18 protein-coding genes and 1 pseudogene are annotated in these 23,116 nt (G+C 69.2%); 9 read left to right on the top strand and 10 right to left on the bottom strand.

Annotated features, from left to right (window positions below):
• Positions 1 to 141 precede the first annotated feature (141 nt).
• The 3 genes from GXY85_08940 (at position 142) to GXY85_08930 (ending at position 2,961) form a co-directional block, all read left to right on the top strand.
• Positions 142 to 345, top strand: coding sequence for a cold-shock protein (locus GXY85_08940; GenBank protein ID NLW50947.1), 204 nt, complete (start codon positions 142 to 144; stop codon positions 343 to 345).
• A 175-nt stretch (positions 346 to 520) separates the two neighbouring features.
• Positions 521 to 1,831: a hypothetical protein gene (locus tag GXY85_08935; protein NLW50946.1), complete on the top strand. Its 1,311-nt coding sequence runs from the start codon at positions 521 to 523 to the stop codon at positions 1,829 to 1,831.
• A gap of 101 nt (positions 1,832 to 1,932) precedes the next feature.
• Positions 1,933 to 2,961 carry a DUF4380 domain-containing protein gene (locus tag GXY85_08930; protein ID NLW50945.1) on the top strand — a complete coding sequence of 343 codons (1,029 nt, stop codon included), beginning with the start codon at positions 1,933 to 1,935 and terminating at the stop codon, positions 2,959 to 2,961.
• Positions 2,962 to 3,025: 64 nt separating this feature from the next.
• On the opposite strand, the gene GXY85_08925 is transcribed toward GXY85_08930, so the two are convergent.
• Together GXY85_08925 and GXY85_08920 are read right to left on the bottom strand one after the other, a co-directional pair.
• A complete protein-coding gene (locus GXY85_08925; protein NLW50944.1) occupies positions 3,026 to 4,456 on the bottom strand; it encodes a proline--tRNA ligase in 1,431 nt (476 codons plus the stop codon).
• A 60-nt stretch (positions 4,457 to 4,516) separates the two neighbouring features.
• A complete protein-coding gene (locus GXY85_08920; protein ID NLW50943.1) occupies positions 4,517 to 5,350 on the bottom strand; it encodes a sugar phosphate isomerase/epimerase in 834 nt (277 codons plus the stop codon).
• 219 nt (positions 5,351 to 5,569) lie between these two features.
• Here GXY85_08920 and GXY85_08915 point away from each other — a divergent pair, with 219 nt between their 5' ends.
• Positions 5,570 to 7,042: an MATE family efflux transporter gene (locus tag GXY85_08915; GenBank protein ID NLW50942.1), complete on the top strand. Its 1,473-nt coding sequence runs from the start codon at positions 5,570 to 5,572 to the stop codon at positions 7,040 to 7,042.
• Positions 7,043 to 7,058: 16 nt separating this feature from the next.
• Here the strand turns inward: GXY85_08915 and GXY85_08910 are convergent, their stop codons facing one another.
• Positions 7,059 to 8,567, bottom strand: coding sequence for a hypothetical protein (locus GXY85_08910; protein ID NLW50941.1), 1,509 nt, complete (start codon positions 8,565 to 8,567; stop codon positions 7,059 to 7,061).
• A gap of 309 nt (positions 8,568 to 8,876) precedes the next feature.
• On the opposite strand from GXY85_08910, the gene GXY85_08905 reads away from it, so the two are divergent.
• Positions 8,877 to 9,806, top strand: a complete 930-nt coding sequence (locus GXY85_08905) for a hypothetical protein (protein ID NLW50940.1) — start codon at positions 8,877 to 8,879, stop codon at positions 9,804 to 9,806.
• A gap of 9 nt (positions 9,807 to 9,815) precedes the next feature.
• Here the strand turns inward: GXY85_08905 and GXY85_08900 are convergent, their stop codons facing one another.
• Together GXY85_08900 and GXY85_08895 are read right to left on the bottom strand one after the other, a co-directional pair.
• On the bottom strand, positions 9,816 to 10,370 hold the full coding sequence (locus GXY85_08900) for a DUF1854 domain-containing protein (protein NLW50939.1): 555 nt from the start codon (positions 10,368 to 10,370) through the stop codon (positions 9,816 to 9,818).
• 4 nt (positions 10,371 to 10,374) lie between these two features.
• The gene (locus tag GXY85_08895; protein ID NLW50938.1) at positions 10,375 to 12,663 is read right to left on the bottom strand and encodes an ABC transporter ATP-binding protein; all 2,289 of its coding nucleotides are present in this window, start codon (positions 12,661 to 12,663) and stop codon (positions 10,375 to 10,377) included.
• 198 nt (positions 12,664 to 12,861) lie between these two features.
• On the opposite strand from GXY85_08895, the gene corA reads away from it, so the two are divergent.
• From corA to GXY85_08880, 3 genes are read left to right on the top strand one after another with little or no spacing between them, the layout of a single operon-like run.
• Positions 12,862 to 13,926 (top strand): magnesium/cobalt transporter CorA, encoded by a 1,065-nt coding sequence (gene corA, locus GXY85_08890; protein NLW50937.1) that lies wholly within the window; start codon positions 12,862 to 12,864, stop codon positions 13,924 to 13,926.
• A 48-nt stretch (positions 13,927 to 13,974) separates the two neighbouring features.
• Positions 13,975 to 14,556, top strand: coding sequence for a hypothetical protein (locus tag GXY85_08885; protein NLW50936.1), 582 nt, complete (start codon positions 13,975 to 13,977; stop codon positions 14,554 to 14,556).
• Between the two features lie 40 nt (positions 14,557 to 14,596).
• Complete coding sequence (locus tag GXY85_08880; GenBank protein NLW50935.1) at positions 14,597 to 14,761, top strand: hypothetical protein; 165 nt, start codon at positions 14,597 to 14,599, stop codon at positions 14,759 to 14,761.
• 89 nt (positions 14,762 to 14,850) lie between these two features.
• On the opposite strand, the gene GXY85_08875 is transcribed toward GXY85_08880, so the two are convergent.
• The 3 genes from GXY85_08875 to GXY85_08865 form a co-directional block, all read right to left on the bottom strand.
• Entirely contained in the window at positions 14,851 to 15,189 is a 339-nt protein-coding gene (locus GXY85_08875; protein NLW50934.1) for a cupin domain-containing protein, read from the bottom strand.
• A gap of 46 nt (positions 15,190 to 15,235) precedes the next feature.
• Entirely contained in the window at positions 15,236 to 17,065 is a 1,830-nt protein-coding gene (locus GXY85_08870) for a family 20 glycosylhydrolase (GenBank protein ID NLW50933.1), read from the bottom strand.
• 118 nt (positions 17,066 to 17,183) lie between these two features.
• Complete coding sequence (locus GXY85_08865) at positions 17,184 to 18,311, bottom strand: mandelate racemase/muconate lactonizing enzyme family protein (protein ID NLW50932.1); 1,128 nt, start codon at positions 18,309 to 18,311, stop codon at positions 17,184 to 17,186.
• 181 nt (positions 18,312 to 18,492) lie between these two features.
• Between GXY85_08865 and GXY85_08860 the strand changes: the two are divergent.
• Positions 18,493 to 19,095: pseudogene (locus tag GXY85_08860) on the top strand (hypothetical protein).
• A gap of 58 nt (positions 19,096 to 19,153) precedes the next feature.
• Here the strand turns inward: GXY85_08860 and GXY85_08855 are convergent.
• Entirely contained in the window at positions 19,154 to 21,670 is a 2,517-nt protein-coding gene (locus GXY85_08855) for an alpha/beta fold hydrolase (GenBank protein NLW50931.1), read from the bottom strand.
• A 150-nt stretch (positions 21,671 to 21,820) separates the two neighbouring features.
• Positions 21,821 to 23,107, bottom strand: coding sequence for an iron-containing alcohol dehydrogenase (locus GXY85_08850; protein NLW50930.1), 1,287 nt, complete (start codon positions 23,105 to 23,107; stop codon positions 21,821 to 21,823).
• Between the last annotated feature and the right edge of the window lie 9 nt (positions 23,108 to 23,116).

Below are 23,116 nucleotides of genomic sequence, written 5' to 3'. Positions count from 1 at the left end.
CTCTCCCTTAGTTCCGAACGACGCTACGGCCTGCTCACTGATCGGCAAGCGTCAATGGCAGCGCGGCTTTCACAAGGTCGAGCGCAAGACGTGCAATGGTACGTCAGCTCACAGTAAGCCCGTTTTTGCGAGGTCCGTACAATGGCTCAAGGCAAGGTGAAGTGGTTCAGCGATCAGAAGGGCTTCGGCTTCATCACCCCGGATGACGGCAGCAAGGACGTATTCGTCCATCACAGCGCCATCCAGGGCGGTGGCTTCAGGACGCTGGCCGAGAACGACGCCGTCGAGTACGACGTCGAGCAGGGGCCCAAGGGCCCGCGCGCCGTCAACGTCGTCAAGCTCTGACGGCACGCTGACGCCTGACGCAGCACACGAGCGCCGTCGCGGGGAGGGACGCGACGGCGCTCTTCTTTCTGCCTGTCCGCATTGACAACACGCCCGTTCCGGCATACATTCGGTCTCCGGGGGGGGGGGACACGGTCCCCGAACCCATCCGCCCGTTCTCCGGGAGAAGACCGTCATGACGTCATCGCTCGTGCTGACGCCCGTCCTCCTGGCCTGCCTGCTGCTGGCGGCGGGCTGCTCCGCAACCACCGGCGGGCCGGCGGCCCGAGGCGCCGTCCTGCGCGTCAACTGCGGCGCGACCCAACCCTACACCGACGAGCGCGGCGTCGCCTGGCTGCCCGACCAGGAATGGGCGCCCGAGCGCGGATGGGGTGTCCAGGGCGGGGGCAACGCCCCCCGCTGCCCGGACCTGCCCGTGCCGGACGTGCCCGCGCGCGGCCTCTACTTCTCCGAGCGCTACGGCGCCCGGCACTACCGCTTCGGCCTCCCGAACGGCGACTACGCGGTGCGCCTGCACTTCGCCGAGACCCACGCGCCGGTCTGGCAGCCCGGCATGCGCCGCTTCCACGTCGACGTGCAGGGGCGGCGCACGCTGACCGCGTTCGATCCGTTCGCAGAAGGCAACGGCTTCGCCCGACCGACCGTCGTCGAGGTGCGGGGCGTCTCGGTGACCGACGGCGAACTCGTCGTCGGCTTCGAGGCCGATCGGGAGAGCGCCGCCGTCAACGGCATCGAGATACTCCGCACGCCGCCGACGGAGTTCGGCGTCCGGAGGCTGACGGACCCGGCCGCCTACGGGCCGCGCGCCGTGCCCTCGTGCCGCGACCTCGCCGCCGCCGGCCGGCCGGTCAAGGTCCTGTTCATCGGCCACAGCTACACGGGCTGGTGGGCGCTGCCCCAGACGATCGCCTCGCTGGTCAACAGCGGCCAGTCGGACATCCACCTCATCGTGGAGGATGCCCTGCGCGGCGGGGCGCGCATGGACTACTTCGTCGGGCAGACCGACACGCTGGAACGCATCCGTTCGGGCGGCTTCGACTACGTCGTGCAGGGAAGCCCCGGCAGCCCCGAGGCCGTCGAGACGCTGCACGCCGCGGTGCGCGAGTCGGGGGCCAGGAGCATGCTCTACTGCCTCTGGGTCGGCCAGGAGACGCCGCCCGCCGAACAGGAGCCGTCCACGCGGGAGCAACTGGAGGTGGCCCGCAAGGTGGGCGCCGTCTTCGTGCCGGTCGGGCCCGCCTGGCAGGCCGTCCGTGAGCGCAGGCCGGACCTGCAGCTCCACAACATCCACGACAAGCACCACCCCGAACTCGCCGGCAGCTACCTGAGCGCCTGCGTCTTCTACGCCGTCCTGACCGGCCGCTCGCCCGTCGGCATCCCCTGCACGGCCACCCAGGCCGGCCAGGCCCCCGTGGACCCCGAGACGGCGCGGTTCCTGCAGGAGGTCGCATGGGAGACGGTCCGGGGCTTCGCGCCGGCCGAGTAGCCGCCGCAGGACGGCGCCCGCGTGCCCGCGTGCACGCGGGCTTGCGGCCCGTCCGCCGGGCGTGCTACACTGCCGGCGTCACGTCTACGGGAGAGGAGAACATGAAGATGCCGCTCGCTACCGCCGGTCTGCTGCCGCTCGTGGTACTCTGCCTCGCGATGGCGGGAGGGTGCGCGTCCGGCAGCGGGGGCACCCACGCACCCGGAGCCGTCCGCGTCAACCGCGTCCCATACCGCGGCTGGGAGGATGCGCTGCTGATGACAAACGGCGACGCCGTCGTGGTCATCGTGCCGCAGGTCGCGCGCATCATGGAGTACTCCACCGCGGGGGGCGAGAACCTGCTCTGGATCAAGGACGAACTCGCCCCGGAGGTGAGCGGCAGTCCGGGCACGCAGGGGCACACCCGCCAGTGGGAGAACTTCGGCGGCTACAAGCTCTGGCCCGCCCCGGAGAAGGTCTGGCGCAACCCGCCGCCCTGGGAGCTGGACCGGGGCGCCTGCCGGGTCGAGGTATCTCGGGACGGAGTCGTGACGATGATCGGGCTCCCCTGCCCCGATTTCGGCCTGCGCTTCGACCGCCAGTTCACCCTGGCGCCCGCCGGCTCCCGGCTCGAGGTCAAGCAGACGGCCGTCAACATCTCCGACAAGCCCATCACCGCATCCATCTGGGACGTCACGCAGGTCCGGCACGACGTCGACGCGTTCGTCCCGATGGGGCCCGGCGCCCGCTACCGCATGGTCGACCGGGAGCCGTTCCGTCAGCAGTGGACGTTCGTGGACGGCATGATGGTCCTGAACACGTCCGGTGCGGACGGCAAGGCGTTCTTCTCCGGCCCCCCCGGCTGGCTCGGCTGCCGGCGCGGGGAGGAGGTCTACCTGAAGGTCTTCGAGATCGACCCGACGCTCCCGCCCGATCCCGAGACGCCGCGCGAGGTCTACACCTGCAAGGACTACGTGGAGTTGGAGGTCGTCGGCCCGGCCGTGGAACTCCAGCCCGGCGAATCCACCACGCTGACGGAGTACTGGTACCTGCTGCCCGTACCCGAACCCGTGAACACGAACGAGGACCTGGTCCGGGTCGCTCGGGAGCTGGCAGAGGCCGTGAGCGACCGCAGGGGCTCGCCCCGGTAGGCGCGCGCCGGTCGGCGCGCGCCGGTCGGCGCGCGGCCGGTCGGCGCGCGGCCGGTCGGATGCGTCAGTAGGCGCGGGCGAAGATGGCCACCTCGGACGCCGGCTCTCCGCACACGGCGCAGCGCCCCGTGCCGCCCGGCTGCTCGAAGGGGATGCAGCGGGTCGTCGCGCGCGTGTCGTCCTTCACCTTCTGTTCGCATTCTCCGGAGCCGCACCACCACGCCCGCGCGAACCCCTTCGCCACCGCGCTGCGCAGCCCCTCGTAGTCCGACACGTCGGCCGTGTTGGCCTCAAGGAAGGCCCGCGCGCGCTGCAGCATCGAGGCCTGGATCTCGTCCAGCATCCTCCCGGCGGCCTCGGCCAGGCCGCTCATCGGCGCCGGCTGCTTGCCCTCCCGTCCGGGCACGTCGCGCCGCGCGAACACGACCTTGTCGTCGCGCACGTCGCGCGGGCCGATCTCGACGCGCAGCGGCACGCCACGCAGCTCCCAGTCATTGAACTTGAACCCCGGGGTCAGCTGGTCGCGATCGTCCAGCTTCACGCGGTAGGCGCTGAGGGCAGCGCGCGCCCGGTCGGCCGCGGCCAGCACCTGCGCCCGCTCCTCGTCCGTCTTCCAGATCGGCACGATGACGATCTGCCACGGGGCGAGCCGGGGCGGCAGGACCAGGCCGCTGTCGTCGCCGTGCACCATGACGATCGCGCCGATGATGCGCGTGCTGATGCCCCAGCTTGTCGTCCAGCAGTGCTCCAGCCGGCCGTCGGGGTCCTGGTAGGTGATGTTGAAGGCGCGGGCGAAGTTCTGTCCCAGGTCGTGCGAGGTGCCGCTCTGCAGGGCGCGGCCGTCGCCCATCATCGCCTCGATCGAGTAGCTGGCGACGGCGCCGGCGAATTTCTCGCTCCGGCTCTTGCGCCCTCTGACGACGGGCACGGCGCCATCGGTCTCGGCAAAGTCGGCATACACGTCCAGCATGCGGCGCGTCTCGGCATCGGCCTCTTCCTGCGTGGCATGGGCCGTGTGCCCCTCCTGCCAGAGGAACTCCGTCGTGCGGAGGAACAGCCGGGGCCGCATCTCCCAGCGCACCACGTTCGCCCACTGGTTGATCAGCACGGGCAGGTCGCGGTAGCTCTGGATCCACTTGGCGTACATGTGCCCGATCACCGTTTCCGACGTCGGGCGCACGATCAGCGGCTCCTCGAGTTCCTTGCCGCCGCCCTGCGTGACGACCGCCAGCTCCGGTGAAAACCCCTCGACGTGCTCCGCCTCCTTTGCCAGGAAGCTCGCGGGGATGAAGAGCGGGAAGTAGGCGTTGACGTGCCCCGTTTCCTTGAAACGCCGGTCGAGCGCCGCCTGGATGTTCTCCCACAGGGCGTAGCCATAGGGACGGATGATCATGCAGCCGCGCACGGGGGCGTAGTCTGCAAGCTCCGCCTGCTGAACTACCTCGTTGTACCAGGCGGAGTAGTCTTCGCTCTGCGATGTCAGGCCTTTGGCCATGGTGAAGTCGTTCCTCGATGGTCGCGTGCATCCGGCCGGCGCACGTCCGGCCGGCGCACGTCAGGCGATGCCCAGGCGGGCCTTGACCTGCGCAAGGTACTCGATCCCGACGCGGATGTCCTCGATCTGCTTCTCGCCGCTGATCTCGCGCTCGATGGTGAGCGGGCCGTCGTAGCCGATCTCATTCAGTGTGGCCACGAACTGCTCGATGTTCACGTCGCCCTGCCCGAGCGGCACCTCCCTGCCCCACTCGACGCCGGGCTGGTCGCTCCACGTGCCGTCCTTGGCGTGGCAGCTTCGCACGAAGGCACCCACCTTGCGAAGCGCCTCCAGCGGCTCGCCGCTCCCGTACAGGATCATGTTCGCCGGGTCGAAGTTCACGGCCAGGTTCTCGCGGTCGACCGTCTCCAGCAACTGCAGCAGCGTGTCCGCCGTCTCCTGCCCCGTCTCCAGATGCACCCGCAGCCCGAGGTCCGCGCAGTGGCCGCAGACCGTGCGCAGGACGTCCACCACGTCGGCGAACTCGTCCGACCGCCAGTCCTCGCTGACGAACCCCACGTGGATGCCGATGGCCGGCACGCCCATCCAGGACGTGAAGTCGGCGATGCGCAGCGTCTCGGCCAGCCGTGCCTGGCGCGTGGCCGGCGGCACCAGGCCCACCGTCTCGCGCACAACCGGGATGCTCGCGTAGCTCTCGCCGGCGAATCCGCAGTAGACGACCGTCACGTCCACCCCGGACTCGGCGAACCGCCCGGCGATCTGCTCCGCCCGCTCGGGCGTGCATCCGTCCGGGCCCGGCGCATGGATCTGCACGGTCCGTATGCCCAGCCCGACCACCTTCTCGATCCCGGCGCCCAGCCCGGCGCCGATGGAGGTGAACACACCCAGAGGCATTCGCTCTTCGGCCATTGGACTGCCCTCGCTCACGGATGGAAAGCGGACGCGTAATCTACGCCCCCCCGCCGCCCCTGTCAAGCTACGCAGGGCGCCCGGACGGAAACGTGCCGGCGCCGGACCGAGCAGTGTGCGGGCCGTCGCGGTAGAATGGACCGACTTCACCTGTCCACTCGTGACGGCGCACCCCCCGAACGCACGCAGGGAGCCGCAGCAGTCATGCCTGTCGATGGTTCAGAGACCTCGGCCGCCTGCAGGGCCGGGCGGCCGGCGGAGGAACACCAGGCCCCGGCCCCGCCTGTTGCCCGGCCGATGCTCCGGCCGGACGGTCCGTCCCTGACGGAGGGCAGCATCCCCAGGGAGATCGTCCGCATCGCGATGCCGACCTGGGGCGCGTTCGTCAGCCACGACCTCCTCGGCATCGTCGACATGTTCTTTGTCGGCAAGCTCGGAGCCCCGGCAGTCGCCGCCGTCTCCATGAGCGGACTGATGTTCGGGATCATCATGATGCTCACACAGGGCGTGGCGGGCGGCACGATGGCCCTGGTGGCCAACGCCATGGGCACGGGCGACCGCGACCACGCCACGGCCGTCGTCGCCCAGAGCCTGTCCATGGTCGCCGTCCTGTCGGTCATCGTGGCGGCCCTGGGCATCCCCCTGGCGGACAGCATGCTGCGTCTGCTCGGAGCCAGCGAGACGGTTGTGGAGCTGGGCGCCGGCTACCTGCGCATCGTCGCCGGCGGCAGCGCCACCATGATGCTGATGATCGTCTTCGGCGCCTCTCTGCGCGCGGCGGGCGATGCGCGCACTCCGTTTCTGGCGATGGTGCTGGGGAATGTGGTGAACATCGTGCTCGATCCGATACTCATCTTCGGGTGGCTGGGCGTGCCTGAGCTGGGCGTGCCGGGTTCGGCCTGGGCCACGCTCGTGGGCCGGACGGTCGCGCTGGCCGTCATGATCCGCGTGTTCTTCGGCGGCGAGCACGAGCACTTCCGCCTCCGCGTGCAGGACCTGCGGCCGCACCCGCGCCAGATGGCACCCATCGCGAGCATCGGCCTGTTCGCTTCGGGGCGCATGCTTATGCAGAACTTCGGCAGCCTGCTGCTCATGCGGCTGGTGGCCGGGTACGGCACGTTGGCAGTGGCCGCCTTCGGAATCTGCATGCGCCTGCAAATGGTGGTCTTCGGGCCGTCGATGGGCTTCGGGACGGCGGCTGCGGCGCTGGTCGGGCAGAACGTCGGGGCGCAGCGGCCGCAACGCGCCGCCCGGTCGGCCTGGATCGCCGTCGGCCTGGCGGCCGCCGTCGTCCTCTGCTTCAGCCTGGCGTTCTGCTTCGGCGGACGCGTTCTGGTCGGGCTGTTCAACGACGATCCCGCCGTGCGCGATCTCGGCGCAGGCCTTCTGCGCTGGCTCAGCTTCTCCTTCGTGCTGCTCAGCGTCTCGTTCGTGCTGGGCAATGCCATGACGGGCGGCGGCGACACGGTCCTCCCGATGGTGATCGTGGGCGTCGCGGTCATCCTGTTCACCGTGCCGACGGCCTACTGGCTTTCGGCGAAGTGGGACAGCGTCCACGGCGTCTGGGCGGCGTTGGCCGGCGGCAACGTGCTCTCGGGGCTGCTGGCCGTCGTCGCCTTCCGCCTGGGACGCTGGCAGCGGATCGGCGAGCGCATCCGCCGCCGGCGCCTGGCCTGAGCCCGCAGGCGGCCGGTCAGTGCTCGAAGAGGCCGATGTCGGGGCCGAGGCCGCCGAAGGGCTGGCTGACGCCCTGGCCGGCCTGCCAGGCCGTCGGCGCGTCCACGTGCAGCACGTTGGCCTCGTAGTCGACCTGGCGGATTCGCAGCTCCTGCGCCTGCCCCTCCAGTTGAACCCGGTCGCCTTCGACGGCGCCGTAGCCGTCGATGAAGAAGCCGGCATCCTCCACGGGGATGGCGGTTCCGCTGCCGGGGGCGGCCGTGCGGGTCAGGAACTCGCCGGCGTCGATGCAGGGGCTCTGCGGATGCAGGCGGAAGTCCAGCACGCCGGGCTGCAGCGGATGGGCGGGCACGCCGACGTTGAGGAACAGAGGATCGCCCTCCTCCTCCCAGTTGCCGCGCACCGCCTGATCGGCCCGACTGCAGCGGTAGAACGACAGTGCCACGCCGTTGCGGTTCCGCCAGAATAGGTTATTGACGACCGAGACCCCCGCGATGGCTCCCTGTCCATGCTGCGAGAGGGAGAGGCCGCTGAGGAACGGCTCGAAGGTCACCATGGCGGCATGGCCGTTGCGGAAGAAGACGTTGTGGTAGATGCGGTTGGAGCGCACCTCGGCCCTGCGCGAGGACGAGTAGACGTTCAGGCCCGCCATGTCGTTGTCGTGGAAGATGTTGCGGCGGATGATGTTGTGGGGCGTGCGCACGGACATGCCGGAGGAGCCGTCCTGGTCCGGCGGCACCCCGCTGAAGGCGATCACGTTGCCCTCCACGACGTTCCAGCCGCCTCGGCCCTCGATGATCACGTTCCGGTTGCCCGCCATGCCGCCGGTCGCCGCGCGGTGCGGGGCCTCCATCCAGTTCTCGTTGTGGAAGTAGTTGTTGCGTATGATGTTATGATCGGAGACGATCTGCAGCACGTGATGTCCGCCGCAGGCCAGGGTGCAGTGTTCCACCACGTTCCGATGGCTGTCGTCGCCGATGTACATCGTGCCGCCGATGTCGTCATTGCGCGTCGAGTAGCCCACGCGCCCGATCCAGCACCGGCTGATCCGGTTATGGTGCGAACCGTTGCGCAGCACCACGCCGTTGACCCAGCCCCCGCGCTCGGTGGAGCCCTCGAACCGGCAGTTGGCAATCTCGATGTGGTGGCTGTTGTCGAGAATGACGAACTGACGCACCGCGCGGCAGTGGATGCCGTCGATCACGACGTGCGCCCGATCCTGCATCGAGACCGCCAGTCGCACACCGGTCAGCACAACCGGTTCCCCGTCGTAGGCACGGTAGACGATCGGGCGGCCCTCGGTGCCGTCGGCCTGCGGGGCGATGGCGTCCTCGTAGACGCCGCCGCGGATGTGCACCGTGTCGCCGGCCTTCAGGGCCGCGTTCGCCCGGCCGATCGTCCTCCAGGCGGCCGCGGTGGGCGTGCCGGCCGCCGCATCGTCTCCCTGGATGGACACGTAGTAGTCGGCGCCGCAGGCGCCGTACGCCAGCAGACCCAGAACGACCGTCGCGATGATCGGTCTCATGGCCGATCTCCTCCAGGGCTGCGACACCCGCTGCGGAGCGGCGCGCCGGCGGTGCCGGTTCTGTACACGGAACCGTCCCGATGCCGGCCGATGCTACCGGCGGGCGGCGCGCTCTGCAAGAGCGTGGCGGGGGCGCCGATGCGCAACCGTGAGCGCGGCCCATGCACTCGACGGCCGCAACCGACAGAGCCATGGCTTGACTTTGCCCCCTTTCGGGCACTACGATTGCTTCCCTTTGCCACGTCGTCCGCGTGGCCGGGCGCTCGATGCCCGGACGCGGAACGAGGATCCTGCGGGAGGACCTGAAGCATGCGGCCATGGTTTGGAGTCGCCCCGGCGTGCCTGCTGGCGTTGGGTGTCCTGACGGCGCCGGCGGTGCGGGCCGACGACATGCTGGCGCCGGGCTGCCGCTCGGCGTCGTCGGCCATACTGGGTGCGGAGGGCTGGTATGCGGGCGCCTTGCCCCCGCCCGGCCTGCACCTGGTCGACTACAACTTCCTCTACCATGCACACGAGATGAAGGGTCGGCGCGGCGGGCATGTTTCCGACCCGCCGTTCACGGACTTCACGGCCACCGTCTACGCACAGGTGATCCGCCCCGTGTACGTGAGCAAGCACACGATCCTGGGCGCGAACCCCGCCTGGCACGCCGTCATCCCGTTCATCTACAAAGAGATGGAGTCCGACTTCTTCGGCGAGAGCAAGTTCGGCCTGGGGGACGTCTACGTGAGCCCCCTCCTGCTGGGCTGGCACCGGCCGCCGTGGCACTGGGTGGCGGGGCTGGACGTCATCTGTCCGACCGGCCGCTACGACAGCCGGGACGTGGTGACGATCGGCAACAACCACTGGACGTTCGAGCCGGCCGTGGCCGTCAGCTACATCGGCACCGGCGGCTTCTCGGCCTCGACGAAGCTGATGTACGACATCCACACGGAGGACCGCAGGCTCGACTACAAGGAGGGGGACCAGTTCCACCTGGACTACAACCTCGGCTACTCGTGGGGCGGGCAGCGGCAGTGGCGGGCGGGCCTGTGCGGGTACTACCTGACGTCGATGGCGGAGGACAAGCAGGACGGTCGGCGCCTGCCGGGGTCCGAGGAGAAGGTGTTCGCCATCGGCCCCACGGTTTCGTACCAGTGGGGACGGCTGAACATCGAGGCGAAGTTGCAGCACGAGATGCACGCGAAGAACCGGCCGGAGGGCACCGCCGGCTGGCTGAAGCTCATCTACTCGTTCTGAGCGGGCGGACTACCAGTAGACGTACGCCGTAAGCTGGCGCCGTTCGGCGGTGGTCAGCGCGGCGAGGTCGGGGATGACGTAGCGGTTGTCGTAGGCGTCCAGGAGCAGCTTGCCGCCCTCGCTGTAGTCCTCGGCCCGATCGCCGCGCCAGGGCATGACGAACCTCTCCCAGCCGTCCTGCGTCTTGACGTGGAAGAAGAGCATGCCCTTCTCCTCGCGCACCTCGTGGATGCGTTCGATCACCTTCTCATGGGTCTGCCTCTGCAGGCTCTCGTGCAGAAGCGCCTGGGCCTCGGCGGGGAAGTCGCGCAGGCGATCGATCACGCCGATCTCCCGCACCTTGTCCTCGCTGTCGGTATACCGGAGCGAGATGAAGCGGTCCGGGTAGCTGATCGGGAAGAGCATGACGGCGAAGACGGCGCGGTAGATGCCTTCGCTCTCGACGGTGCAGTGGAGCAGGGAGAAGGTGCCGGAGAAGACGTGGGTCGTCTCCGGTTGGAGCCAGCGCACGCCGAGTCCGGGGCGATCGGGCACTTCGGGCTGTGGGGCATTCGGCTCGGCCATCGCCTCAGAGCTCCAGTCGCGTCAGCTCGGTCTGGATCCGCACGAGCTTGGAGTAGATGCCCGCCATGTCCATCAGCTCCTCGTGGCTGCCGGATTCGGCGATCTGGCCCTCGTCCATGACGAAGATGCGGTCGGCGCTCTTGAGCGTGGACAGCCGGTGGGCGATGACAATCGTCGTCCGCTCTCGGCCCAGGGTGGCCAACGCCCTCTGGATCTCCTGCTCCGACTCCGTGTCGACCGATGAGGTCGCCTCGTCGAGGATCAGCACGCGGGGGTCGCGCACAAGCGCGCGCGCGATGGTGATGCGCTGGCGTTCGCCGCCGGACAGGCCGGCGCCGCGCTCGCCGACCTGACGGTCGTAGGCGGCGGGCATGCGGGCGATGAACTCGTGGGCGTTGGCCGCCCGTGCGGCGTCCATCACCTGCTGCGGACCGGCGTCCGGATTCCCGTAGGCCACGTTGTCGCGGATGCTGGAGCGGAACAGGAACGGCTCCTGCAGCACCAGGGCGACGTGCTGGTGCAGGTCGGCCTGGGACATCTCCCGCACGTCGACGCCGTCGATCAGCACGTGGCCTTGCTGGACGTCGTAGAAGCGGCAGATCAGGTTCACGAGCGTTGTCTTGCCGGATCCGCTCTTTCCCACGATACCGATGAACTGCCCGGGCTCGATCTTCAGGCTGACGTTCTTGATGATGGGGTTGTGCGGATCGTAGCCGAACGAGACGCCCTTCAGTTCGATTTCTCCACGCAGCGTCGGCATACGCACGGCGGAGGGGCTCTCCTTCAGCACCACGTCGGCGTCCATGACCTCGAAGATACGCTGGGCGGCCGACACGAAGCCGGTCATCCAGTTGGAGAACTGGCTGAGCATCTGGATCGGGCCGTAGAACATGCCGACGTAGTTGAAGAACGCCATCAGCACGCCGAGCGAGATCCCGGCGCCGTAGAGCCGGTTGGAGATGACGAGCTTGCCGCCGGCGTACCAGATGATCATGCTGCCCAGCAGCGCGGCGAACTGGATCAGCGGGTGGAAGGTGGCCACGCTGTAGCTCAGACGGCGGCGCGCCTTCAGGAGGTAGTAGGCCGATTCGCTGAACCGCTCCTCCTCCCGATGTTCCTGCCCGAACGCCTTGACCAGGCGCACGCCGGACAGGACGCCGGACAGGAGCTGGCTCATCTTCGACTGGCTCTCCCACACGGGCCAGTAGCGGGGCTTCACGTGCCGGAGGAACACCAGTGTGCCGATGACCACCAGGGGCACCGGCAGCAGCACCAGGAGGGCCAGGTAGGGGTTGAGCACGAACAGCATGATGCAGATGCCGAACACCTGGAGCAGGTTCAGCAGGAAGCCGCCCGCCACCTGGTCCACGAAGCCCTGGAAGTAGTCCGTGTCGTAGAGCACGCGGCTCATCAGGCTGCCGACGGAGTGGCGGTCGTAGTAGGACACGTCGAGCTGCAGGAGCTTGGCCTGCAGCATCTCGCGCATCTCGCGGGTGATGCGCGTGCCCACGGCGGCGCTCGCACGCCCGATGCCGATGTTGAGCCCGCTCTGAAGGGCGTGGATGCCCAGGAGCACGAGCACGAAGATCAGCAGCAGGGCGCTCGGATGGCCCGGGATGCCCTGGCCGGGGGGCGGCTGCAGCACGCCGTCGACCAGGAGCCGCACCAGGTACGGAGGCACCAGGCTCACGCCGACGCGCAGGATCATCAGCCCCATCAGGAGGGCGATGAACCCGCGGTAGGGCGTCATCAGATCCAGGGATCGCAGTACGATGCCGTGGCCGCCCGTGCAGATGCGGCACTGGCCGCCGCGGTTCGGCAGGGGCACGCCGCACTTCGGGCAGGTGGTCTCGCTCGGCCGGGTCAGGTGCTCCGGCTGGAACGCCTGGCCGTTCAGTATCCGCTCCAACTGCACGCGTGCCCGGTGGAAGAACTCCCGCCGGGAGTTGCTGAAGCGCAGCACGTCGACGTAGAGCCCGCCGAGCATGACCTGCAGGAAGGCGCTGCCCACGGTCTGGAGCACCCGCACCTTCTGCACCTGGTCGACGGCGAACGGCCCGGCCGCGACCCGGCCGCCGGCGGGGCTGTCGGCCACGGCCAGAAGCGCCGAACCCGTGACGATCAGCCACACGTCTTCCCGCCGGCCGTCCAGGTCGATGTCCGAACAGAGGCAGAACAGGCAGTCGGCGTCCCGCACGCCCTGAGCCTCGGCCCCGACGCGCACCTCCTCCGGAAGCGTGCCCAGCAGCACGCCGCTCTGCGCCCCCGATATCGTCCCTTCGGAGCCGGCCACAACGACCCTCGGATGAGCGAATGCGACCGTCCGCCGATTATCGGCCGCCCCCGCGCCGAATGCAAGCAACCGCCCCGGGAAGGCCCTCCGGGCCGCCGAAAACCGCACTTTCGGCCCGCCGGTCCCGCTGCTATAATGCTGCCGTCAGGGATCCCGCCGCCGGCCCCGGCGGCCCCCGGAGACCGAAAGGCTGGGACGATGGCGCGGTTCTCCATTCGGCGCTCGCGCAAGGCGGGCCTGCCCCCGGGCACGCCCGTCCACACCGGCGAGAAGAAGGTCGAGAAGGTCCGCCTCTCCGTCATCGACTACGACGAAGGCCACTTCGAGGAGAGGGCGATCGAGTCCCCCGAGGAGTGCTTCGGCCTCCGCGACAGCAAGACGGTGAGCTGGATCAACCTGGACGGACTGCACGACGTGGCGCTCATCCAGCAACTGGGAACGCACTTCGGGCTCCACCCCCTGGTCATCGAGGACATCGTCAGCACGGGGCAGCGCCCCAAGCAGCAGGACTATGAGGACTACCTCTACGTCGTGCTCAGCATGCTCTCGTACAACCGCGAGACACGCCAGGTCGATGCCGAACAGGTGAGCCTGATCCTCGGCGAGCGGTTCGTGCTCTCCTTCCAGGAGCGCGAGGGCGACGTGTTCGGCATCGTCCGCGAGCGCATCCGCTCCGCAAAGGGCCGCCTGCGCAAGGCGGGCGCCGACTACCTGCTCTACTCGCTCATGGACGCGATCGTGGACAACTACTTCGTCGTCTGCGAGGAGCTCGGCGAGTCCGTCGAACCCCTTCGCGACAGCATGATCGAGGACCCTCGCCCCACGGCGCTGCAGGACGTGCACAGCCTCAAGTCCGAGGTGCTGTTCCTGCGCAAGGTCGTCTGGCCCCTGCGCGAGGTGGTCAGCGGGCTCGAGCGGACGGACTCGCCCCTGCTGACCCGGCCGACCCGCGTCTACCTGCGCGACGTCTACGACCACACCATCCAGGTCATCGACACGGTGGAGACGTTCCGCGACACGATCGGGGGCATGGTGGAGCTGTACCTGTCCAGCGTCAGCAACCACATGAATGAGGTCATGAAGGTCCTGACGATCATCGCGACCATCTTCATCCCGCTCAGCTTCATCGCGGGCGTCTACGGGATGAACTTCGACCACATGCCCGAGCTCCACTGGACGTGGGGCTACTTCGGCGCACTCGGCATCATGGCCGCCGTGGCCGGGGGCATGCTGCTCTACTTCCGGAAGCGGGGCTGGATCTGAACGCGGCGGGGCGCCGGCGCCGCATACCGGGCTGAAAGGCGAAGCCGAATGGCCGACAGCCGAACGATGCACGACCGCTACGTGATCCGCCGCAAGCTGTTCAAGGTCTTCGGACAAGCCTTCCACATCTACCACCCGAACGGCGACCTGGCCTTCTACGCCGACATGAAGGCCTTCCGCCTGAAAGAGGACATCCGCCTCTACACCGACGAAAGCAAACAGCAGGAAGTGCTGATGATGAAGGCCCGGCAGGTGCTCGATATCTCGGCGACTTACGACGTCGTCGACTCCACGACGGACAGCAAGGTGGGCGCCCTGCAGCGGCGCGGCCTCCGCTCGATGGTCCGGGACGACTGGCGGATCCTGGACGCCGACGACAACGAGATCGGCGTGATCCGCGAGGACAGCACCTTCCTCGCACTCGTGCGCCGCCTGCTGATCAAGATCATCCCGCAGACGTTCTACGCGGAGATCGAGGGCCGGCGCGTGCTCGAGTTACGGCAGCCTTTCAGCCTTTTCGTGTTGAAGACGGACCTGGACTTCTCGGCGGACACTGAGCGGCGGCTGGACCGGCGGCTGGGCATCGCGGCCGGCGTGCTGCTGTCGGCCATCGAAGGCCGCCAGAACTGACGCCGCCATATCTGAATGAACCTGCCGCCGAGTGCGTAGTATGCATGGCGGAGGCGGCGCGCCGATTCCTTCCGCCGATGCGTTTGGCGAAGTGATCGAGAAGGCCCTGGCCGACGGAAAGCCCAACGTGCGCCTGACGGTGGAGTACCTCGGCAAGTCCCGCTTCGCTGATCTGGACCTGTCGCTCGTCCCGGAGGAGGACTGAGGCCGCCCGCGTCGTCGCGCAGACCGGCGGGCGGGTGAACGTGCGGAACGTGCCGCGTCCGTTCCCTCGAGCCGTGGCCGCGGCGCGGCTCAGGTCTTCGGGATCAGGCAGAGGAAGACTGCCGGCCGGCCCCGGTCCGCCGCGAAGTGGTGCTCTTCCTCGGGCGGCACGTAGACGACGTCGCCCGCGCCGAACGGCTCGCCACCCTTGGGGCCGAACACGGTGCCCTCCCCCTCCAGGATGTAGACCTCGTGCTCCCACGGGTGGAGGTGGTGCGGCGTCTGGCCGCCCGGCTCGACCTCGAACCGGCGCATGTAGAAGTGCGGCGCCGCGTCGTCCTGGGCGATCAGCCAGCGGACCTTCACGCGTTCGGCGCCCGTCTCGGTCACGTCGACGGCCTTGACCTCGCTGTAATGCACGTGCTTCACGGTGTTCTCCCTTGTCCTGCCCGTCCGACTCGCCGCGTACCGCGGTTCAATCGTAGTCCGGCAGGCGGCGGCGCAGGTAGTCGGTGCTCTCGGCCAGGCCGCCCGGTCGGTTCCGAGCCAGCCACAGTTCCTGATGCTGCCCGATGATGTGCTGAAGCTTGGGGCGCATGGCGGCACGGTCCCACCTCTCGGGCTCCATGGCGGCCAGGCCGCGCTCGGCGCCGTGGCGGGCCATCTCGATCGCGCCCCGCAACTCGGCCTTGACCAGCTCGCCGTCCGGCGCTTCCGGGCGCGCGTCGGCCAGTTGTGCTTCCAGCTTGTCGAAGCGCGCAATGCTCTTGCGCAGGCTGCCGGCGGTGATGCCCTTCAGGGTCTCCTCGTCGCCGATCGGGCGGAAGAGAAGCTGCTGATAGGGCGTCTTGTTGCCGAAGTCCCGCGGCACCACCTCCAGCACGCGGCCCAGGTCGCAGACGAGCCTGCCCGTGCACCCGGTGCGGTCATGGAAGACCAGGCGGTTGAGGGCCGCCGGCAGGTCGGCGTCGCGGTTCGCCTTCAGACACCACGACAGCGCGGCGCCGGTCAGGAAGCCGGGGTAGCTGATGGGCAGGTACTGATGATGGCCGAGGTCGCCCCAGTCGGTGTTCAGGTAGCCGATGGCGCCGTGCTCCTGCCCGTAGCGGGCGGCGTTGCGTAGGTTGGTCACGGCGTTGGTGAGGCGGCCGGTCAGGGACTGCCAGGTGGACGTGCCGGGGCAGACGAAAAACGGGACGCCGGCTTCGCGGAAGTGACGGCAGCGCCCGTTGAAGTCGTGCTGCGCCCCGTAGCCCCATTCCAGCGCGATGATGTCCTTCGGCAGCTCGGCGATCAGCTCCGGCTGCCTCAGGATGATGTCGCCCCAGAACATCATGGTGCGGCCGTGCTTCTGCACCAGCTTGTGGATCCCGAGCAGGAAGTCGAGGTAGACGCGCGTCGAGCTGCCGAGTTCCTCGGCGCGCTTCCTGCTCCAGCCCTGTCCGAGTTCCCAGGTCTCGTCACAGCCCACGTTGAAGCAGCGGCTGCTGAAATTGGGCAGGAACTCCCGGTAGAGCGAGTCGAGGAAGCGCAGGCTGTTGCGGTTCGGCCGCAGCGTGGTGCCGTACGGCGAGTGCATGCGCCCGCGCGTGAAGCCGTCGGGGCACTCGGCCAGGTTCCTGTACTCCGGATGCCGCAGGTAACGCTCGACGTGCCCGAACGAGTTCAGGTTGGGCACCAGCTCGATGTAGCGATCGGCGCAGTAGGCTTCCAGCGCCTGCACCTCCTGGGGCGTCATCGGCGAGGCGTCGTGCCAGACGATCTCGTGCTCGCTGAAGGCGAAGGTGTGCTCGACGTAGAGCTGGAAGTGGTTGAGCTTCAGTTCAGCCATCAGGTCCACCAGGGCATAGAGCGTCTCCATGGTGGGCACCTTGCAGCGGCTGATGTCGAGCATGATGCCGCGGGCGGGGAAGTCCGGCGAGTCCTCGATGGTCAGGGCGGGCACGCGTCCGCCCGTCTGGGCGAGGAGCCGGCGCAGCGTCCGGAGGCCGTAGAACAGGCCGGCCTCGTCGCCGGCCGTCAGCTCGATGCCGTCGGCAGTGGCCTTTGCCCTGTACGCCTGCGGGTCGAGGCCGCGCTTCGCCAGGTCGATTGACAACAGCACGGCGCCTGCGGCCGGATCGCCGGCCGTCACCTGCAGCGGCCTGGGGAACAGGGCGGAGACGTGGCGGGCCAGCGCATGCACATGCCCTTTGAGGCGTGCCGACAGGCCGGGCGCGACCTTGATCCACCGCGCGTTCGTCAGATCGAGGACGTCCTTGCCGACCTTCATCTTCCGCGGCATCGGGAACAGCTCGAGACTCATGCTGTTGCTCCCTGCAATTGCACGTCGGGATTGCCGAAACGGCGCCATCATACCACCGGCCCGGCAGACGGGCAAGACGGACCGTGGCAGTCCGTGCCGGTCTGTCGGCCGGACGCCGTCACCTGGCCTCGAACGTTCCCTGCTGGTCCCAGAGCCAGGTCTCGCTGGCGAAGCCCTCCCTGCGGAACTGCTCCAGCCGGTCACGGTCGATCTCGATGCCCAGGCCGGGCCCGGCGGGCACCGGCAGGCAGCCGTCGGCGTCCAGCCGGAACCCCGGGGCGACCAGGTCCTCGACCAGCGGGTTGCCCACGTTGAACTCGACGAACGAGCGCGTGTGGAGCGACGAGACGAAGTGCGCGTCCGCCGCCACGCCGACCGCCGTGTTCCAGCCGTGCGGCACCACCTCGATGCCGTGCGGCTCGGCGAGCCAGGCGATGCGCCGCATCTCCGAGAGGCCGCCGACCTTCGTCGCATCGGGCTGGGCGATGTCCATGGCGCGACGCTTGAAAAAGGGGTCGAAGGACTGCCGGCGCGTGAGCACCTCGCCGTGGGCGATCTTGACGGGCGAGGCGTCCGTGAGCCGCACGTAGCCCTCGATGTCGTCGGGCTCCAGGGGCTCTTCGTACCAGTAGACGGCGTAGTCGGCCAGCATGCGGGCGCGCTCAAGGGCGTCTTTGAGCCGGGGCCGCCAGAAGGGGTAGCTGCCCCCGGCGTCGACGAGCAGCGTCACGTCCTCGCCGGCTGCCTCACGCGCGATGCGGATGAGCGCCTCGTCCCTGGCCAGGCTCTGCTGGCCGAACGGTTCCCAGCCCAGCTTCAGGGCGCGGAAGCCACGCCCGAGTATCCGGCCGATGCGCTCGGTCAGCGTCTCCACCGGATCGAACAGGACGGAGGCGTACACGGGCACGGCGTCGTGGTAGCGGCCGCCCAGGAGCACCGAGACCGGCTGGCCGAGCGCGCGGCCGACCAGATCCCACAGGGCGATGTTGATCCCGCTGATGGCATGCGTCATCGCCCCGCCGCGGCCGAACCAGTAGGTGATCTGGTGGAGCTTCTCCGTGACACGCTCAACCTCCAGCGGGTTCTCCCCGACGACGAACTTCTTCAGCCATTCGAGCGCGCCCAGACACTGCGGGCGGCTGGAGAAGGCGGCGCCCCAGCCGCTGATACCCGCGTCGGTATGCAGCTCGATGAACACGTGGCGCAGCACGTCCGGCTCGTAGACCGTCCAGTCCGTGACCTTCATGCTTCCCGCTCCGGGCCTGAGGGAACGCCGTGCCGGCATCTTACGGACCCGGGGCCGACGCACGCAAGCACCGACGAAATCGTGCCGATGCATTGAACACAACGGCCCGGGACCGCGACTGATACTTGCAACTCGGTTGCATCTATGGTCTCATGTCTCTTCCTCCGGGAGTGAGGGCGCCATGCTGAAGACGATCCTGAAGGAGCTGAGGGCCCATGCGCCGTTCACCGCGTTCGGCGCGTTCACCGGCATTATGTTGATGGTGATCCTCGTGCTGGCCGACGTAGGGCACGACGCGCTGGCGCCGGCGTTCGAAGGCGCCCACGCGTTGCACGTCTTCCTGAGCGCCCTGGTGACGGCCGGTGTCTACCGCCGCTACGGCGGCACCGTGGCCCTGTGCGTGGTGGTGGGCTTCCTGGGTTCGGTCGGCATCGCCACGATCAGCGACGTCATCATCCCCCACCACGGCGGGGCGGCCATCCTGAAGCTCACAGGGCACGTGGACGCACACATGCACCACCACCTGCCGGCGATCGACGAGTGGTGGCTGATCAACCCGGCTGCCCTGATCGGGATCGCCGTGGGTATCGCGCGCCCGAAGACGCGGGTACCCCACGCGGGCCACGTGCTGCTGAGCACCTGGGCGTCGCTCTTCTACGTCGTGTCCAATGCCGAGGGCGCGGTGAACTGGTTCCCCCTGATGCCGCTGGTGCTGGTCGTGCTCTTCCTGGCCGTCTGGCTGCCCTGCTGCTTCAGCGACATCGTGTTCCCCCTCCTGTTCGTGCCCGCCCGAGCCCGGGAGGAACGCGCACACGACGGCCACGACCCGGACGAGGGCGCCGCTACCGCGTGAGGACCGGCTCGGCCCAGCCGGCCGCCCCGTAGAGCCAGGTGCGCCCCCCTGCCGGACGGGCCTTGAGCGTCATGGTCGACACGCCGGTCACGTCGGCGCTGATCAGTGCGGAATCGCGTCCTTCCGCGCGCCGGTGCAATCGGGGCGAGGCGGCCAGGAGTTCCCCGTCGCCCCAGACCTCAAAGATGACCTCCTCCACCGCCGTGCGGGCCGGCGAGTCCCCCGTATGGAAGCCCTCCGCCAGGCCCACCGTCGCCTCGAAGCGCCGGAAGGCGCCGTCCAGGACGAACGTCAGTTCGGATGGCGGGCGCACACCGAAGCCCCGGGCATGGCGCTGCCCCGCGACGACGATGGGGCCGCCCGTGTAGGCCCGGTCGAGCCCGACGGCGCCCCGGTACTGGCGGATCTCGATCGGCCGCAGTTCGGAGAGGGGCAAGCTGTGCGGCTGCGAGTCGCCAATGGACGTGCGCTCGGGGAAGCCCTGCGGGCGCAGGGCCGCGCGAACCTCGGGCACCCCCTGCCATTCGGCCCCGCCGCCGAGCACACCGCCGTCGGGCGCGATCTGCCACCGGTTATCGAAGAACCCGACTGCGAGGAACGACTCGGGCCCGACGGTCAGGCTGTCGAAGACGGCGTAGTCGAACCACTTGTACTTGTCGTAGGCCCCCCAGTTGAACCAGAGGCCGAAGCGGTCCCACGCCTGGTAAAGCGCGGCGGGCGTCGTGCCCGCCACAAACGCGACCATCCGGTCGGCGCTCAGGGGGTTCGGATAGCAGGCGATGAACCCGACGTCCCGGCCGCGGAAGGCACGTTCCCCGACGTACACGGCATCCCCCCGAACGGCCAGAGGCGTTCGGGGCAGGATCGTCCGGGCGACGTTGTTCACCTGCGGCCCGCCCAACAGCAGGAGGTTCAGGTCCCGCATGTCCTCGTCGGTCACATCCACGTCGGCCTTGATGCGCGGGGCGTCCCCGTAGCGCATCTCCCACTCATCGGCGAACCGGAACGCCTCGGACCGGCTGAGCAGTCCGTGGGTCGCGTCGCCGCCAACCGTGCCGTAGACGATCAGGAAGGGATCGCGCAGGGCGTCCGAGACCGGTCCGCTCAGGCCCCTCCGCTTGCGTGGTCCCGCGGCCTCGGCCCGACGCCAGGCGAGGCCGTACTTCTCGAGGCTCACCGTCCGCTCGCCGGATTCCAGTGCAAACGTCCTCGGGCCCACCCGGATGCTCCGGATCTCGGCGGGGGCCTGATCCGTACGCACGGTGAACGCCGACACGTTCGTGACGTCCACACGGGCGACGCCGTCGCTGAGGTCGGCCTCCACCTCGGCGAAGCGGGCCGGATGGTCCAGCGCATCGACGGTCACCCACCACGCGCGGTCATGGCGCAGGCTCGAGGTCCGGTAGCGGAAGCGCGTCGGCGTTTCGGGCGGGGCCTGCCCGAAGACCTTCGCGATCGCGTAGTCCTTGACCCATGCCGGCGCACCCCCGTGCTCGAGCTGGGGGAACTCCAGGTATTCGAACGGTCCGCCCGCTTCGCGCAGCCTCCCGGCCATGCTCCGCGCATGCTCCACCGGCACGACGGCGTCGCCGGTGCCGTGCACGGCCACCACGCGGCAATGGGCCAGGTTGACGGCGTACGAGGCGGGCGAGAGGCTGGCATGGAGGAACCTGCGCAGGGCCCCGTGGTCGGCGGGCCCGGGAGGATTCCAGCCCCAGCGATGTTCCCAGGCGTCGGAGTCCGCATTGCCGCTGATGGGCACGATGCCCGCGAACAGGTGCGGGTAGTGAACCGCCAGGTGCCAGCTCCCGGTGGCGCCCATCGAGTGGCCGACCAGGTAGACCCGGTCGCTGTCGATCGAGTAGAGCGCCCGGACCTCGTCCAGAACGGCCAGGATGTCATCCTCGCCGACGTACATGTAGTCGGTCGCGCCGCGCCCCTGCGGCTTCACCGAGAGGGCGCCCGGGTAGCACGGCGCGTCGGCACACTGGCGGCCGCCGAACCCCTGCAGGCCGTGCAGCGTGATGATGACGGGCAGCGGATAGCTCTCGTCGTAACCCTCGGGCACGCACACCCCGTAGGGCTGGAAGGTGTCGTCGAGCCGGGAGTGATAGGCGCGCAGGAAGGGCTTGCCGCGCGGGAAGACGGGGCGCTTCCCCGCACGCAGGAGTGCGACGTTGGCATGGATATCGTCCAGTTCCCGCGCGATCGCACGCGCGGAAGCGGCCGAGGCGCCCTGCAGGTCCTGCCCGACCAGGTAGCGCGCCTGCATCAACAGCGCGGCGGCATCGCGTGCCAGCGCGCCGTGCGCGGCCAGGGCCATGTCCTGCAGCCCGGCCTGGTCGGGCCGCACGTACTGCCGCAGCTCGCGCTCGGTCCGAACGGACGCCGTGCGGACCTTCTCCGCCTGGAAGGTGCGCCGGACATGCCTCAGGCCGAAGAGCATGACGACGAGCGTGAGCGCAATCAGGATGTGCAACCGGACCTTCTGCTGTCGAGCAGCCACGGATTCCTCTCCCGGCCCTTGGCATCCCGTTCGGCACGATTCCGCGCCCCGGCGACACGCCGCCATCCGGAACGCACCATCAGTATATCAGATGCCCCCGGGGGCCAAAAGTCGCCCTTCGGTCGATGACCGCGCCGATCGATGCGGAGGTCACGTCCGAGGCGGCACGATGAGCGACCGGTCGCCGAGGGCGGCGGCCTCCAGGAGCGGGCGCATGTAGCGTTCCACGTCCCCGGCCGTCATCGGGATGGGCATGGCCGCCAGCTTCGAGGCGAGCCCCGGCTCCCTGGCCGCCGAGAGCATCCGCTCGACGTGCTGCGGGCCGAAGCCGTCCACCTCGTTCAGCGCCGTGGGCAGGCCGGCCTGGCGGGCCATCGTCAGCATGGCGCCGGAGACGGCCATGCCGAGGTCCATGCCGGCAAGGGCATCCAGGTCCGCCCCGTCCTCCAGGAGGCCGTGGGCCCGGTAGACGCGGCCCACGTTGCGCAGCTTCTCCTCGATGGCCGGGGCGAAGAAACACGTGTAGTACGGCACCAGGAGCGCAGTCGCCGCGCCGTGGTCCATCAGGTCCACCAAGGAGAAGCTGTTCAGGTGCGGCCCGTTCGTGCTACCCATCATGATGGCGTAGCCGCCCAGGTCGGTCCCCAGCCCCATGGCCTCGCGCATCGGCTGCGATCCGGGGTCGTCCAGCACCCGCGGCAGCGCCGAGACGATCAGTTCCAGGCCCGTCAGCGCCACCTCGGTCACGCGCGGGAAGAGCGCGTGCCCCGGGTCCATGCCGAAGTAGACCTCCAGCAGGTGGCAGATGCCGTCGAACGCCCCGATGCGCGTGAACCCGGGCGACATGGTGGCGGTGGCCCGGTAGTCGAAGATGGCGGCGCACGGCACGAGCGCCTCATCGATGAGCAGGCGCTTCTGGAACGTGGCCATGTCGGTCACGTTGGCATACTTCGTCAGGTGTGCGGCGGAAGCGGCAGCCGTCATCACGGCAAGGTGCGGCATCAGCGCCTTGCCCTCCGCCCGCATGCGCGCCGAGACCCGCCCGACGCCGTAGTAGTCGTCGCAACGACCGCCGAGGCAGGCCAGCGCCACCGAGGCCTTGAGCGCGTCGATGAGGCTGCCGCCGCCGAGCCCCACGACGGCGTCCGGGCGGACGGCCAGGATCCGGTCGCGGACGCGCTCCACGTCCTCCAGGGGCGAGTTCGGCGCGGCGCCGGGGCATTCGTCGACGATGGCCAGACCGGCCGCCCGAAAGGCGTCCCGGAGGCCGTCCCGCATCCCGTTGGCCCCACCCGATCGCCCCACAACGAGCAGGAAGCGACGCCCGAGGCGGGCGGCCAGCCGGCCGGCGGAGGCCACGGCCCCGGGGCCGAATGCATACGCCTCGCCTTTGAACTCCTCGATCAGCGCCCGAGCCCGGGCCGTCACGGCGTTCATTCCGTCTCT

Source organism: Candidatus Brocadiaceae bacterium (assembly GCA_012728835.1).
Taxonomy (GTDB): Bacteria; Planctomycetota; Brocadiia; order SM23-32; family SM23-32; genus JAAYEJ01.
Note: the sequence above shows the minus strand (reverse complement) of the source record. Positions and strands in the feature narration are given on the sequence as shown.

Coding starts and splice junctions, on each gene's coding strand:
- GXY85_08940 (NLW50947.1), top strand. CDS start 142: ATGGCTCAAGGCAAGGTGAAGTGGTTCAGCGATCAGAAGGGCTTCGGC.
- GXY85_08935 (NLW50946.1), top strand. CDS start 521: ATGACGTCATCGCTCGTGCTGACGCCCGTCCTCCTGGCCTGCCTGCTG.
- GXY85_08930 (NLW50945.1), top strand. CDS start 1,933: ATGAAGATGCCGCTCGCTACCGCCGGTCTGCTGCCGCTCGTGGTACTC.
- GXY85_08925 (NLW50944.1), bottom strand. CDS start 4,456: ATGGCCAAAGGCCTGACATCGCAGAGCGAAGACTACTCCGCCTGGTAC.
- GXY85_08920 (NLW50943.1), bottom strand. CDS start 5,350: ATGCCTCTGGGTGTGTTCACCTCCATCGGCGCCGGGCTGGGCGCCGGG.
- GXY85_08915 (NLW50942.1), top strand. CDS start 5,570: ATGCCTGTCGATGGTTCAGAGACCTCGGCCGCCTGCAGGGCCGGGCGG.
- GXY85_08910 (NLW50941.1), bottom strand. CDS start 8,567: ATGAGACCGATCATCGCGACGGTCGTTCTGGGTCTGCTGGCGTACGGC.
- GXY85_08905 (NLW50940.1), top strand. CDS start 8,877: ATGCGGCCATGGTTTGGAGTCGCCCCGGCGTGCCTGCTGGCGTTGGGT.
- GXY85_08900 (NLW50939.1), bottom strand. CDS start 10,370: ATGGCCGAGCCGAATGCCCCACAGCCCGAAGTGCCCGATCGCCCCGGA.
- corA (NLW50937.1), top strand. CDS start 12,862: ATGGCGCGGTTCTCCATTCGGCGCTCGCGCAAGGCGGGCCTGCCCCCG.
- GXY85_08885 (NLW50936.1), top strand. CDS start 13,975: ATGGCCGACAGCCGAACGATGCACGACCGCTACGTGATCCGCCGCAAG.
- GXY85_08880 (NLW50935.1), top strand. CDS start 14,597: ATGCATGGCGGAGGCGGCGCGCCGATTCCTTCCGCCGATGCGTTTGGC.
- GXY85_08870 (NLW50933.1), bottom strand. CDS start 17,065: ATGAGTCTCGAGCTGTTCCCGATGCCGCGGAAGATGAAGGTCGGCAAG.
- GXY85_08865 (NLW50932.1), bottom strand. CDS start 18,311: ATGAAGGTCACGGACTGGACGGTCTACGAGCCGGACGTGCTGCGCCAC.
- GXY85_08850 (NLW50930.1), bottom strand. CDS start 23,107: ATGAACGCCGTGACGGCCCGGGCTCGGGCGCTGATCGAGGAGTTCAAA.